At 61.4% G+C, this 13,938-nt stretch carries 12 protein-coding genes; 3 read left to right on the top strand and 9 right to left on the bottom strand.

Annotation, left to right across the window (positions count from 1 at the left end):
- Positions 1-155: 155 nt before the first annotated feature.
- The 6 genes from RHIBUN_RS0115550 to RHIBUN_RS0115525 form a co-directional block, all read right to left on the bottom strand.
- Complete coding sequence (locus RHIBUN_RS0115550) at positions 156-1,121, bottom strand: ATP-binding cassette domain-containing protein (RefSeq protein ID WP_025660237.1); 966 nt, start codon at positions 1,119-1,121, stop codon at positions 156-158.
- Positions 1,118-2,026 (bottom strand): ABC transporter ATP-binding protein, encoded by a 909-nt coding sequence (locus RHIBUN_RS0115545; RefSeq protein WP_025660236.1) that lies wholly within the window; start codon positions 2,024-2,026, stop codon positions 1,118-1,120. Before RHIBUN_RS0115545 ends, RHIBUN_RS0115550 begins: the two co-directional genes overlap by 4 nt.
- Positions 2,023-2,844 (bottom strand): ABC transporter permease, encoded by an 822-nt coding sequence (locus tag RHIBUN_RS0115540; protein WP_025660235.1) that lies wholly within the window; start codon positions 2,842-2,844, stop codon positions 2,023-2,025. Before RHIBUN_RS0115540 ends, RHIBUN_RS0115545 begins: the two co-directional genes overlap by 4 nt.
- A 4-nt stretch (positions 2,845-2,848) precedes the next feature.
- A complete protein-coding gene (locus tag RHIBUN_RS0115535) occupies positions 2,849-3,784 on the bottom strand; it encodes an ABC transporter permease (protein WP_025660234.1) in 936 nt (311 codons plus the stop codon).
- A gap of 96 nt (positions 3,785-3,880) precedes the next feature.
- The gene (locus RHIBUN_RS0115530) at positions 3,881-5,473 is read right to left on the bottom strand and encodes an ABC transporter substrate-binding protein (protein WP_025660233.1); all 1,593 of its coding nucleotides are present in this window, start codon (positions 5,471-5,473) and stop codon (positions 3,881-3,883) included.
- Positions 5,474-5,538: 65 nt separating this feature from the next.
- Complete coding sequence (locus tag RHIBUN_RS0115525) at positions 5,539-7,167, bottom strand: amidohydrolase (protein ID WP_025660232.1); 1,629 nt, start codon at positions 7,165-7,167, stop codon at positions 5,539-5,541.
- Between the two features lie 218 nt (positions 7,168-7,385).
- On the opposite strand from RHIBUN_RS0115525, the gene RHIBUN_RS0115520 reads away from it, so the two are divergent.
- On the top strand, positions 7,386-8,327 hold the full coding sequence (locus RHIBUN_RS0115520; protein ID WP_025660231.1) for a LysR family transcriptional regulator: 942 nt from the start codon (positions 7,386-7,388) through the stop codon (positions 8,325-8,327).
- A 24-nt stretch (positions 8,328-8,351) separates the two neighbouring features.
- On the opposite strand, the gene RHIBUN_RS0115515 is transcribed toward RHIBUN_RS0115520, so the two are convergent.
- The 3 genes from RHIBUN_RS0115515 to RHIBUN_RS0115505 are packed head-to-tail and all read right to left on the bottom strand — an operon-like array spanning position 8,352 to position 11,052.
- Positions 8,352-9,152, bottom strand: a complete 801-nt coding sequence (locus RHIBUN_RS0115515; RefSeq protein ID WP_025660230.1) for a M55 family metallopeptidase — start codon at positions 9,150-9,152, stop codon at positions 8,352-8,354.
- Positions 9,149-10,186, bottom strand: a complete 1,038-nt coding sequence (locus RHIBUN_RS0115510; protein WP_025660229.1) for a P1 family peptidase — start codon at positions 10,184-10,186, stop codon at positions 9,149-9,151. The genes RHIBUN_RS0115515 and RHIBUN_RS0115510 overlap by 4 nt, the downstream gene beginning before the upstream one ends.
- Positions 10,187-10,200: 14 nt before the next feature.
- A complete protein-coding gene (locus RHIBUN_RS0115505; protein WP_025660228.1) occupies positions 10,201-11,052 on the bottom strand; it encodes a D-amino-acid transaminase in 852 nt (283 codons plus the stop codon).
- A 556-nt stretch (positions 11,053-11,608) separates the two neighbouring features.
- On the opposite strand from RHIBUN_RS0115505, the gene RHIBUN_RS0115500 reads away from it, so the two are divergent.
- On the top strand, positions 11,609-12,781 hold the full coding sequence (locus tag RHIBUN_RS0115500) for an acyltransferase (protein ID WP_025660227.1): 1,173 nt from the start codon (positions 11,609-11,611) through the stop codon (positions 12,779-12,781).
- Between the two features lie 3 nt (positions 12,782-12,784).
- Positions 12,785-13,888: a glycosyltransferase family 2 protein gene (locus RHIBUN_RS0115495; RefSeq protein WP_025660226.1), complete on the top strand. Its 1,104-nt coding sequence runs from the start codon at positions 12,785-12,787 to the stop codon at positions 13,886-13,888.
- Positions 13,889-13,938: the final 50 nt, after the last annotated feature.

The following is a 13,938-nucleotide window of genomic DNA, read 5'->3' as shown; positions in this document are numbered from 1 at the left end:
CAGGTACTGTCCGCCAGCATCGCGAACGGCACATCTGCAGACTTGCTCAATGCGTCGATAAGGCCATGATGCCCCGCTCGAGAACGAGGCCCAACGCAATTAGACAGTCGTGAATTCGGGGCCGCCTTTACCGGAAATCAAACCATGAAATTCAATCAAGCCGCGACGGACAGCCTAACCCTGTGATTGTCGGCGATATCGACCAGTTCCGACGGGATAGGCGCGGCAAAGACATCCGGTGACGGGCTCCCGTCCGATCCGAAAACGCGTCCGGCCGGGAGCTGGGCATCATGGAAGCGCTTCGCCTTCAGCTGCCCGCTCATGGCGATTTCGGGATCGGGAATGGCCCCTATAAGGCGGCGCGTATAGGGATGAGCCGGCGTCTCGAAGATCTGTTGCCATCCACCTTCCTCGACAACCTGGCCGAAGAACATCACCAGCACACGATCGCTCATGTGCTCCACCACGCTTAGGTCATGGCTGATCATCAAATAGGAAAGACCGAGCTTTTCCTGCAGATCCAGAAGAAGATTGATGATCTGCGCTCGGATCGAGACGTCGAGGGCCGATACCGGCTCGTCCAATACGACGATCTCGGGCTCGAGGATGAGTGCGCGGGCAATGCCGATGCGCTGGCGCTGCCCGCCCGAGAATTCGTGCGGGTAGCGACTGGCCTGTTCCGGCTTCAACCCGACATCGATCAGCATCGCCTCGATCCTGTCGGAAATCTCCGAGGCCGATTTGATGCCATGAAGGCGCAGGGGTGCGGCAAGTGAGGCCCTTATCGATTGGCGGGGATTCAGCGAGGCGTACGGATCCTGAAACACCATCTGCACCGCCTTGGCGCGCTGCATGCGCCCCGGCGCACCAGGTCCGGTCAGCGGTTGACCCCGGTAGCGGATCGTTCCCGAGGTCGGCGCCTGCAGACCGAGGATCGACAGCGCCGTCGTGGACTTGCCGCAGCCTGATTCGCCAACGATCGACAGACACTCACCCTTGCCCAATTCGAAGCTGATGCCGTTTACGGCGTAAAGCGTCCGCCGTCCAGTTCCCAAAAGCCCGCCGCCAGACACCGGAAAGCGCACATGCAGGTCGTCCACTTGCAGCAAAGACCCGGTCACGGCTTTCCTCCTTCGTCGCGGCGTGGCGCAATGAACCGCGTCTCGGTCAACTTCGAGCGATCGGCGATGATGCTGTCGATGTCTACCAGGCGCTGGCGTCCATGCAGGCTGCGCCCCCCCAGCCGCGGCAGCGCTCCGAGAAGCCCACGCGTGTACTCGTGCCTCGGATCGGAAAACAGTAGAGCGGTATCGTTCTCCTCCACCAGGCAACCGGCATACATCACTCCCACCCGCTGGCAAACACTGGCGATCACGCCGAGATCGTGGCTGATGAACAGGACCGCGGTGCCGCGCGCGGCGCAGAGTTCCTTGATCAACCGTAAGACTTCGGCCTGAACGGTCACGTCCAACGCCGTTGTCGGCTCATCCGCGATCAAGAGGTCGGGATTGCATGCGAGCGCCATGGCGATCATCACGCGCTGGCGCAAGCCGCCCGACATCTGGTGCGGATAGTTCGTGGCGCGTCGGTCCGGATTGGGCACGCGCACGCTTGCGAGCGCGTCTACGGCAAGTTTCATCGCTTCGCCCCAGTCCTTGCCCTGGTGCAGGACGAACATCTCGGCGATCTGGCGCCCGACCGTGGAGAGCGGATTGAGCGCCGTCATCGGCTCCTGGAAGATCATGGCGACGCGGTTTCCCCGCAGCCGTCTCATCTCCCGCTTCGGCAGGGCGAGCAGGTTCTGGCCCTTGAAGACGACTTCACCGCCCGAAACGCGCAAGGGCCTTTTCAGGAGACCCATCACGGCAAGCGACGTCACTGATTTACCAGAACCGGATTCGCCCACGAGTCCATAGGCCTCACCCGGCATGATCTGGAACGAGACGCCCTTGAGGATCGGAAGAAGAGAGCGCCCGGCCGAAACATCGAGCTTGAGTTCCTTGATGTCGAGAAGCGGAGCAGTCATGGCGTGCGCCTCCTCATATGCGGATCGAGCCTGTCGCGCAGCCCATCGCCCAGAAGGTTGAAGCCAAGCACCGAGAGGAAGATGGCGAGCCCCGGAAACACCGCGACCCAGGGCGCGGTGCGGATCAACTGGCGCGCATCCGTCAGCATCGAGCCCCAGCTCGGAAAGGGGGGCTGGACGCCAAGTCCGAGGAAGGAGAGAGCCGCCTCTGAAAGCACCGCCGAGCCCATGCCCAGCGTCGCCATGACAAGGATCGGACCCATCATGTTGGGCAGGATCTGCGTGAACATGATGCGCAGATCGCCGTAGCCAAGCGTTTGTGCCGCCTGGACGTATCCCTGAGACTTCAGCGACAAGGTGGAGGAGCGCGCAATGCGGCACGTCCAGCTCCAGTTCGTGAGACCCAGGGCAATCAGAAGTGATGGCAGGCCCGGGCCAAGTACGGCCATGACCGCCAGCGCGAAGATCAAGGAGGGGATGGCAAGCATGACGTTTGTGAGACCGTTTACGAGATCGTCCCACCAGCCGCCCCAGTAGCCCGCAGTCATGCCGAGCGTGCAGCCGATGATGGAGTTGATGACCTGCGAGACGATCCCGACGGTCAGCGAGATCTGCGCGCCAAAGAGAATGCGCGTAAAGACGTCGCGGCCCTGAGCGTCCGTACCAAACCAGAATGTGGCGTCGGGCGGCAATTCGGCATTCATCAGATCGGCATTCAACACCGGATCGAACGGCGCGATCCAGGGAGCAAAGATGCCGGCGAGGATGACGAGCACCGTGAGAAGCGCGCCGAGGATGAAATTGAAACCAAAGCGCATCGCCTCACCCCTGCTTGATGCGCGGGTCGATCGCCGCGTAGATCAGGTCGACAAGGGTGTTGATGACGAGGAACCAGAGGACGATGACCAGGATCGTCCCCTGCACCGCGGGAATGTCGCGGATCGCCACGCTGTCCACCAGGAGCGAGCCGATGCCAGGCCAAGCGAAAAGTTTCTCGATCACCACGGCCTGCCCGATCAGCGATCCGAATTGCAGGCCGACCGTTGTCACGATCAGCACGAGAGCGTTGCGCATCACGTGCCAGCGCACGACCTTGGCTTCGCTCATGCCCTTCGAATGCGCCGTGCGAATGAAATCGGCGTTCAGCACGTCGAGAACCCCTGCCCGCGTGGTGCGTGCCAGAAGCGCCAGCGGCGTAACGCCGAGCGTGACGGCGGGAAGGATCAGGTTACGGAACGATCCGTCGCCATAGCCGAAGCTCGGCAGCCAGTTCAGATGAAGCGCAAAGACGTACATCATCAGGAGCCCGAGCCAGAACTGGGGCATCGAAAGACCCGAGACCGCGCCGATCATCGTCGTCGTGTCGAGAATCGATCCGGGACGGAGAGCGGCGAGAAAACCGAGCGGCACGCCGACCACGACCGCGAACGCCATGGCGGCGAGCGCTAGTTCCAGCGAAGCCCACATGCGGTCGCCGATCAGATCGAGCACCGGCTGGCGACTTCGAAAGCTGGTCCCGAGGTCGAGCCGCGCAAGGTCGGTGACGTATTTCACGAACCGCTCCGTCAGCGGCTTGTCGAGGCCGAATTCCTGGTTGAGGTGGGCAATCAGTTGTGGGTCAGCGGTGCGTTTGCCATCGGCAAACAGGCTGGTGGCAAAGCTGCCCGGCACAACGCTGAAGATGACGAATATCAACAACGCCACGACGATCACCGTCGGCACGATCTGCAGGACGCGGCGCAGAGTGAAGCGAAGCATGAACAAACCCGTTTTGGTCGCCCTTTAGGGAGGCGCGCGGCAATGCGAATTCGAATGGCCGCGGAAATCCCGCGGCCACCGGCATGAACTCCCGGATTAACTGCGCGAGTCCGGCGCCGTGTCGTCGATCCAGATTTCATCGTAAGGCTGGATGGCCAGTTCCGTCGCATTCGGAACAAGCCCGTGGATCCACGGCTGGTATGCCATCACTGCCTTGTTGTAGTTGAAGAACCAGACCGGCGCTTCTTCCTGGATCAGGTTGTTCGCCTGGCGTAGCAGTTCGTTCTGCTTGGCCGGGTCTCGTTCCTGCTGCGCTGCTTCGTAGAGTTTGTCGAAATCGGCGTTCGAGAAGCTCTCGTAGTTGCAGGCCGACTGCGGCGTCTTGGAGTAGTAGCAGCGAAGCGCCTGCAGCGGATCCGGGCCGGAGAGGTTCGACCAGATGAAGGCCTGGAAGTTGTTCGACGTCACCGCGTCGCCGAGTGCCGAGCTTTCGACCGGCTTCGGCTTCACCGTGATGCCGACCTTCTGCAGCATCGGCAGGACGGCTTCAACGATCGGCACGCCCCAGCTTTCGTTCGGGCTGGCGGTCACTTCGAAGGAGAAGCCTTTGGCGTAACCGGCTTCGGCGAGAAGCGCCTTGGCTTTTTCCGGATCATAGGCATAGGCAGGCTTTTCCTTGTCGAACGCCGGCGAGGAGAGCGGCAGCCAGCCGGAAGCCGGGTAGGCCTTGTTCTTGACCAGGCGCTCGACGATCAGCGGGGTGTTGATTGCATAGTTGATGGCCTGGCGCACCCGCTTGTCCTTGAACGGCTCGAAGGCCGGATTGAAGCCGATGTTGCGGGTGTAGACCTCGGCGACCTCCAGCAGATGGTCCTTCAGGGCATCCTCACCCTGGTAAGCTTGATACTGGGTGGGCCCAAGGATCGACACGTCGATTTCCTTGTTGCGGAAGGCCACGTCGCGGGCGGAATCCTCACCCATCAGCACGATCTTCACGCGGTCGAGATAGGGCTTGCCCTTCTCGTAGTACTTGTCGAACTTCTCCACGACGACCTGCGAGCCAGGCGTGTATTCCTTGAAGGCGAAGGCGCCGAGACCGATCGGATTTTTGCCGAAAGTCGACTCGTCCGCGACGTTCGAGGGATAGATCACCGTCGTGTTCTGCATCAACGAAAAGCCGGGATTGATTGGCCCGGTATAGGTGACCTGAAGCGTGTGATCATCGATCTTCTTCAGGCCGCTGATGTCTTGCGCCTTGCCGGCGATATAGTCGTCGGCGCCTTTGATGATAGCGATATAGCTGGCACCGGGGAACGCGTTCTTCGGGTTGCCGATGCGCTTGTAGCTGTAGATGATGTCATCGGCCGTCAGCGGCTTGCCGTTGTGAAAGACGGCGTTGTCGCGCAGATGATAGGTGTAGGTCGTCCCGTCCTCGGAAACATCAGCCGAGGTCGCCAATTCCAGAACCGGCTTGTTGTTGATCGAGTCCCAGCTGTAGAGCGCCCGGTGAATGGCCTGGGTGATGAATTCTTCCTGCGTGTTGGGGCTCGACTGAACATCCAGCGTCGCGAAACTGGAGCCATAAGGCGCGGTGAATACAAGTGTACCACCATGACGCTCGCCATCCGCAAACGCCATGGTCGCGACGCCCAGGCTGAGCATCGCAGCGATTGAAAGTCTCTTCAGCATTTCGTTCTCCCTCTTTGTGCCGGGTTCCCTTTTCGGCATCGTGTCAGTCATTTTTTTTGAGTGGCTCAGCCTCGCGCGTCGTGCACTACACGGCCAGCCAGCAGCGTCAGCAGGCAGCGCGTATCGGACAGGATCGCCTCGGGCGATGCGGTGAGAAGATCATTGTCGAAGACCGCGATGTCAGCCCACTGACCAGCGACCAGCCGCCCCTTCACGTTTTCAGCCTTCTGCGAATGGGCACCGTATTCCGTGTAGGCCTGGAGCGCCTCCTCGCGACCAAGCTTCTCGGAGGCATCCATGACGGTGCCCTTGCCGGTCTGGCGGGTGATCATCGCGTAGAGGTCGGGGAAAGGATTGGGCGAGCAGACCGGTGAGTCGGAGCCGGTGGAGGGTTTGAGCCCCATGCGCGCCCACGTGCCGATCGGGTAGGACTTGACGCCGCGCTCCTCGCCGAGGACGGAGATATAGCTGTCCCCGAAATCGTGAATGAAGGCCATCTGCGGCGCCGGCAGAATGCCCGCCGCCTTCATGCGCGCGTTTTGCTCTGCAGAGGGATAGCCGCAATGCTCCACACGGTGGCGGCGATCCGGATCAGGATTGGCGGCAAGCGCCTTCTCGTAAGCCGTGATCAACTGCTCGATAGCGCCGTCGCCGATTGCATGGCAAGCCATTTGGTAGCCCCGGTCATGACAGGACTGCACAATCTCCTCGACGACCGCGTCGGGCAGCATCTGCACGCCGAGGTTTTCCGGCTCGTCCTTGTAAGGCTTCGTCATCCACGCCGTGCGTCCACCGGCCGATCCATCAAGGAATATTTTCACCGCGCCAACGCGCAGCATGTCGTCGCCGGCGCCGGAGATGAGGCCCGCGCGCCAGCAATCCTCGACAATCGACACGCCGGGATCACCAAGAAGGGTCAGCCAGACGCGCACGGGCAAGCGACCCGCGATCTTGGCCATTTCATAGGCCTGAATTTCCGCAAAGCCGGAAAGCTGCCCGACGGCGGCGTCCATGCAACTCGTAATGCCGAGGGACAAGAGATATTGCCCGGCGCGCTCGATCCCATCGATCAGTTCGGCGGTCCTGGGCGACGGTATCACGGCCTTGACGAGGTTCATGGCGTTCTCCGCCAGAAGGCCGTTCAGTTTGCCGTCCGTCAGGCCGATGACGCCGCCATCCGGCACCGGTGTCGCCTCGGTCACGCCTGCCAGCGTCAAGGCTCTCGAATTGGCGATCGCCACATGGCCACACGCCCGCGTCACCAGTACCGGATGATCCGGCGCAGCGAGATCAAGGTCCGCGCGTGTCGGATGCCGGCCCGTATCGAGCTTGACCTGATCATAGCCACGTGCGCGAACCCACTCGCCCTTCGGCGTCACCGCCGCGCGTTCGGCGATCTGGCGCATCAGCGCGGCGTGGGTGGGGGCCGCGGCAGGCGTCGCGTCCACCCAGCCCATGACGATACCGGTCGAAATCAGGTGCAGATGGTTGTCGATCAGTCCGGGGCTGGCAAAACGGCCGTCCAGATCGATGACCTCGGTGCGCGATCCCTTAAGGCTCAGCATCTCTGCACTGCTGCCGGTTGCGAGTACCTTTCCCTGCCAGACGGCCACCGCCTCGCAGGATCCTTCCTCGCGACCACACCATATGCGGCCGTTGTGAAGGATGAGATCGGCTTCAATTCTGACTGCCATTAACTGCTCCGTTGTCACAACCCGGACGAACCCGGCACCAAGGACAGGCGATGCGAAGCGCTCGCGCCGTCCATGAATTTCTGTCGTGTGACAAGGTGAAAGCTTGTGGCAGGCTTGGCCAATTCGGTTTTGGCACAACCTCATGCGAATTTGGCATATCTATTCAAGATGAATGACTTATGCTGAATTGGGCGAGGAGCATTGGGGAGGAGAATGGAATGGAAATCAAATGGCTGGAGGACTTCGTAACCCTTGCGGACACCTCCAGTTTCTCGAGAGCGGCTGAACTGCGCAACGTGACACAACCGGCCTTCAGCCGCCGAATCAAGCAGCTCGAGGGATGGCTGGGCGCGACCTTGATCAGCCGTGCGGCGATGCCTGCCGAGCTGACGCCGGCCGGCCGGAATTTCCTGCCCGTCGCACAGGAAACGATCCGGTCATGCTATGCGGCGCGAGAGGCCCTGCGTCCGTCACATGAACCCGGCCTCATTCGCTTCGCGGCACTGCACACGCTGACGGTTACATTCTTTCCGCAATGGTTGCGGGCGTTGGAGAAAGCAGGGGGAGCGTTCAACACCTCGCTGATACCGGACCGAGGTGGCATCGAGGCGAACCTGGATGCGCTCGTTGGCGACGAGGCCGATTTCTTCCTGACCTACGCCCATCCGGAGGTGCCATTCCATCTCGACCGCGGCAAATTCGCGTGGCTGACCGTCGCCCACGACCGGCTGATCCCTCTGGTGGCGCCGAACGTCATCGTATCCGGTCACTCGCAAGCCGGAAGAAATTTGCTCGATCGGGCCGTCGAGCAGCAGCGGCTGGCAATCCCCTATCTCAGCTACGGCTTCAATTCCTTCTTCGGCGTGGCTCTCTCGCGTCTTCTGCTTCGCCGCCCGCCATTTCGCCGCCGGACGACACATGAGAATACGATCAGTGCCGGTTTGATGAACATGGCGCTTGCGGGAGCGGGCGTCTGCTGGCTGCCTGAAAGCCTCGCACGCGACGAGATGGAGTCAGGGCGCCTCGTGCCCGCCTCGAAGGACGAGGGGTGGAATCTCGATCTCGAAATCCGCCTCTACCGCCACGCGGCGAGCCGCAATCGCAAGGTCGACGAACTCTGGCGCATGTCCAGGCAACTGCTGGAGCGCGAGCCGGCCTGACGACCGGCTCACGAAACGGCAGCCTCAGACCTTCATGAAAACGAGTGCACGCAGGATTTCGGCAAAATCCGCATTGGCGAAAGCAACGGCGCGCGGGCCATGGGCTCGTGCGCCCGGGTACCAGCCAGCACGATAGGCGTCGGTCGGATTGTTGAACTCGATCACCACTTCGTAGCGCTCGGCCCGGTCGGGGAGCGTCTGGCTGAAATCCGCCGACAGCGCGGACGCCACACCCTCGCGGATAAGCCGGCGCGACCAAGCGGGCGAGATCGACGTGGAGGCACGGCCTTTACCCTCAAGTGTCTCCACCGTGGACATACCGGGCACCATCGCGCGCGCATCCGCGCATATGGCCGCGTCGCCGGACAGGAAGACAGAAGGCACCCCATATCCCGCCGCGCAGAGCGCGTTCACGGTGAATTCGGAAGCCACCTCACCGTTCAGAAGCAGGCGCGATATGCGCAGGTTGGACGTGTGAGCGAGCGGATTGGCCTCGCTGCCTGCCTTGGAATGGTAGCCGGTGTAGATCGCCGCCGCAAAACCGGCATCGAGACCGAACATCATCGCATCGGGATGCCCCGACCAGCCACGCACGATCCGGACATAGTCCGGCAACCGATCGAGGATCAGATTGCGCCCGCTGTCATGAGCATCCTTGATCACGACCTCGGTCGCTCCCGCAGCACGAGCCCCGTCGCAGGCAGCAACGACCTCGGCAGTCATCAGTGCGCGGAACTCGTTCCAGTCGGCATGCGTGCGCTCGGCCTCGTCCCAATGAACGATACCTGCGGTACCTTCGATATCGGCAGAGATGAAAACTTTCATTGCAGCGGGTTCTCCTGTAGCCAATCGGCAAGGGCGGGATAAAGGCGACCGTTGCGGCCGGGCGTTGCAGGCGCCATGCAGAGCGCGTTCAGTACCGCCTCCTGTGTGGTTTCAGCGGCAGCGCGGAAGGCGGTGTCGATGAACGCGTCGGAAAGCCGGTCCTGGGCCGTAATGGGTGACGCCGGTTCATGATCGACCGGATCGGCGGTGGTGAAGCACAGGCAGATATCGCCGCTACCATTGCCCCAGAAGGCACCGAGCCGCGCCAGCCCCGCACCGCCGCGTTTGGCGACGCGCTGCAGCTGGCGATCGCCGAGCGGCAAATCCGTCGCCATGACGACGATGACGGAGCCCCGCTCCGGGCTGGCTGGACGGCGAGGATCCGGCCGGCGACCATCGGGCAGAATGAGGTCGCCGGCAGCGCCGAAATTGGCAAGAACCAGTGTTCCCAAGGTGAAATCACGCTTCGCAATCCGCAGTCGCCGCGACGCGGTACCAATGCCAGCCTTGAAGCCGAACGCCGTCATGCCGGATCCGGCTCCGACCGCACCCTGCTCCACCTCACCCGTCCGTGCGTCGTCAAGCGCCGCACAGGCGTCGGCGGGCGTTACCGCCATGGCCTGGATGTCGCTGATGCTACCGTCATTGCATTCGAAGACGAGGCCATTGACCGTCGAGGTCTTGCGCCCGATGGCCGGATTTGCCGCGATCGCACGGCGAATCAGCGCTTCGGTGCAGGCGGCCACACCAAACGTATTGGTCAGGAGAATCGGTGTCTCGATCGTGCCGAGTTCGGCGACCTGTATCAGTCCCGCCGACTTGCCGAAGCCGTTTATCACCTCGACCGCCGCACGCGGCTTCCTGCGAAAGATGTCGCCTGGATGAGGAACTATGGCGGTGACGCCCGTATGGATGCCTTCGGCGCTGAGCGAGCGGTGCCCAACCGCCACGCCAGGCACATCGGTAATGGCGTTTTCTGGCCCGGGAGCCATTACTCCCTCAAATATCAGTCCGAGTTCCCGCGCTGTTTTCATCTCTGTTCTCTTGTCTATGCCTGAACGCGAACCGCCTCGAGATAGAGCGTCTGCAGGTGACGCGTCATCGGGCCAGGCTTGCCGTCTCCGATCGACTTGTCGGCAATGCGCACGACCGGCATGACCAGACTCGAGGCTGAGGTCTGGAACGCCTCGGCGGCGCCCTGCGCTTCCTCGGGCGTAAAGGCACGCTCTTCTAAGAGCAATCCCTGTTCGGCACATAAACGTGCAACGGCGCGCTGCGTACAGCCCGGCAGCGTGGCACGGGAAGCCGGCCGGGTAAGGATTCGTCGATCCGCGGTGATGATATGCGCAGTCGAAGACGCGCCTTCCGTCACCAGTCCGTCCTCGACTAGCCAGACATCGTCGAAGCCTCGCGCACGTGCAGCCTGTTTGGCCATGACCTGTGCGAGCAGCATTGCCGTCTTGATGTCCCGCCTCCGCCAGCGCTGATCCGGAGCCAGGTCGACGGAGATTCCGTCGCGCTGCGCCGCGGTTCCCGTAAGCCGCTTCGCCTGGGTGAAGCCGACGAGCTTCGGCTCCATCTTGTCGCTGTACAGAAAGTCGCGATCGGCCTCGCCGCGCGAAACCTGAAGATAGACGGTGCCGTGCTGCAGGTCATTGCGTTCGATCAGCTCCAACTGGATCGAGACGATGCGATCCAGAGACAAGGCCAGGGGAATGTCCATCTCCTTCAGAGAACGGGCGAACCGAGCCAGATGCAGATCGTTGTCAATCATCCGGCCATCGATCACGGCCGTGACCTCGTAGACCGCGTCGCCGAACAGGAAGCCGCGATCGAAAAGACTGATTCGCGCCTCCTCCTCGGGAACGAAAGACCCGTGAACAAAGACGATCCTGCTCATGCAACCCCCATTTCGACTGTTTGGCCCAGGCCGGCACATTGACGCGAACTTGGGCCGGCTGACCAATTCAATTTCGGCAAAGGGTCATGCAGAAATAGCCTCGACTTTGGTTTGCAACATCGCACCTCGATGAGGGCCCGACGACTTCTCCCTCCCCGCAATGAGAGCGCAATTCACGCGCTCGCAGCGAGCACCGGATAGCTTTCGTGCATCTGGGCCAGCGGCTCGTCTGATGTCTGCTGGCAATCGACAAGCCGTCATGTTCCGGGTGCGCGCTAGCGGCTTTTGGAACCCGATCTGGGCTGCGGACTTGGAGGATCAGTGCCGACACGCGAAGCCCCGAGATCGAGGCAAACCTTGTCGCGGAGGCATCGGACCAAAGTCTGATCACACGCCAGGGTCACAGTTTGGCCCGATTCCGCCAGAATTTTCGCGCCTGCGTCGATACTTCAGTTCGTCTCGTCCGGGACGGCACAATCAGCAGCAATGCGAGCTGCAAGAATGCCATCGAGGAAGGCTCTCACAAGGAGCGAGTCCCGATCGGCCAAGGAGATTCATGTCTCGCGACCGGCAACTGGACGGACTTAGGACTCTCGCAGTCACAATGGTCCTCTATCACCACTTCTTTGCGGTCAATGGATCAGTCCTTGGCCATCTCGGCGTCCGTCTGTTCTTCGTCCTCAGCGGCTTTCTGATAACCCGGCTCCTGCTGGACGCACGTTCCTTAGCCGACTACCAGCCAAGTGCGGCGCTGAAGGCATTCTACATTCGCCGCGCACTGCGCATATTTCCTCCTTACTTCGCGATGTTGGGCTTCATATGGTTTGTCAACCTTGAGGGCGCCCGGGGCAGCCTCAAGTGGCACGCGCTGTATCTGTCGAACTTCTGGTATGCGCTTCGAAACGAATGGACGCCCTGGGTGTTGTGTCACGCCTGGAGCTTGAGCATCGAGGAACAGTTCTATATCGCCTGGCCTCTGGTGATCCTGCTGGCTCCGCGCCGGCTGATTGCGCCTGTTTGCGTCGCCGTCATAGCATTCTCGCTGGCCTATCGCCTCTATTGGCCATTTACGGGCACACCATCTCTGGCGCGGGACCTCCTTCCTCCGGCGTCCGTCGATGCGCTGGTGGCCGGCGCTCTCCTTGCCGTCTACCGCAGGAAAACCGAGGCTTGGCCCAGATGGATTGGGCCCCGATGGATTGGGCTAAGTGTCGTGCCCTTAACCCTAGCCTCGATCACGGTCCTGTGGTTGAAGTCGGTGTCCATGACACCGCCCCTGGAATGGGTGACATGGATCGGCGGGGAGGTGTTTCCCCTCATACCCCTCGTCATGCTGGTCGGATGCTGCTCATCGGGCATGCAGGGTGCATTCGGCCGGATGTTGGAACGACCGACGAGTACCGCGATCGGACGTATGAGTTACGGGGTTTACCTATTTCATCCAGTTGTGCTGTCGCTGATCGTCAAGGCTCAGTCCTGGATCCCGGTCAATGTCTCGGAGCAGGGGCCCGGTCGTTTTGTGGTTGCGACCGCAGCGACATTGATGCTGGCTTCGATTTCCTGGCTGGCATTCGAGAGGCCGCTCAACCAGCTCAAGCGCTATTTCCCCTACGTCAGCTCCGCGAGGCCGAGCACGCCGTCGTCCCGGCCGAGCATTGCCGGCGAGCGGGGGTATGAGGCTTCGGCCTATCGCCCGAGCTACGCCAACCCTGATGAACGCGGGAGCTGAAGGATGTCTGATCCACTGATCTCCGTCGTGCTGCCGGTCTATAACGGTGAACCCCATGTTGCCGCCGCACTCGAGAGCATTCTGCGCCAGGACTACACCCGCTTCGAGGTCATCGCTCTTGACGACGGATCGACCGATGGCTCGCTGCAGGTCCTCCAACGATATCAAAACGCCGACAATCGCATCCGGATCGTCTCACGGGAAAATCGTGGGCTGATTGCGACGCTGAATGAGGGAATCGCCTTGGCGCAAGGCGATCTCATCGCCAGAATGGATGCGGACGATATCTCCTACCCATCGCGCTTCTCGCGTCAGGTCGCGCTCTTTGCCCGACAGCCTCAGCTCGCCATCAGCGGCACCGGCATCGATCAGCTTCTCGGCAACCGGGTGGTCCGCGGCAGGCCAAATCCAATCTATCAGACTGGCGACTGGCACATCTTGTCGATGTTTTTTACCATCTTCTTGCATTCGACAGTGATGTACAACCGCAATGTCATTCCCGAAGACATGCTGGTGTACGATGCTGGCTATGTCCATGCCGAGGATTTCGATCTCTTCGGACGCATTGCACGGCAATTTCCAGCAGCGATGATCGATGAGAGCCTGGTCGCCTATCGCATTCATAGCGACAGCGTCTCAAGCAGGCACAAGCGGCAAATGCGGCGAACCCACCTGAAGATCGTGGCCGAGAACCTTGAACGACAGTCTCTCTGCGACGATCCCGGCGCCCTTCACGATATTGGTGCTGCCGTCACCAATGACACCGTGCGCCGCGCTGCGGATTGCATACTTACGATCGAAAGAAAAATCGCCGAGCAGGCAGGCCGCGCGTCCTCGAGCTATGCGCATGGAACCTTGTGCTTCTTCTATTTCCTCTATCAGCTCATTATCGATGAGCAGCGCCCGGAGCTGACACACGCCTTTCTCACGCAGACGGGAAAGTGGCGGCTCATCCGGCGTCGAGAGCGATACGGCCTTCTTTCCGCCGCTTATGCACCGTGGCTGTGCCGTTTCTCGGACGGTGCAACCCGGCGCATGGATCTCATGACGCGGTACTATCAATCGGTGCCCGCCAAGTCCGTACAGCCGCTTCAAGGGCTAGCATGATGGCGGGAAAGTATCGCGAATTCCCGCGCGCACGCGTTCATCACTCGCTG

The sequence above is a fragment of the Rhizobium sp. IBUN genome, assembly GCF_000510625.1.
Taxonomy (GTDB): Bacteria; Pseudomonadota; Alphaproteobacteria; order Rhizobiales; family Rhizobiaceae; genus Rhizobium; species Rhizobium altiplani.
This window is presented reverse-complemented; position numbering and strand designations above follow the sequence as displayed.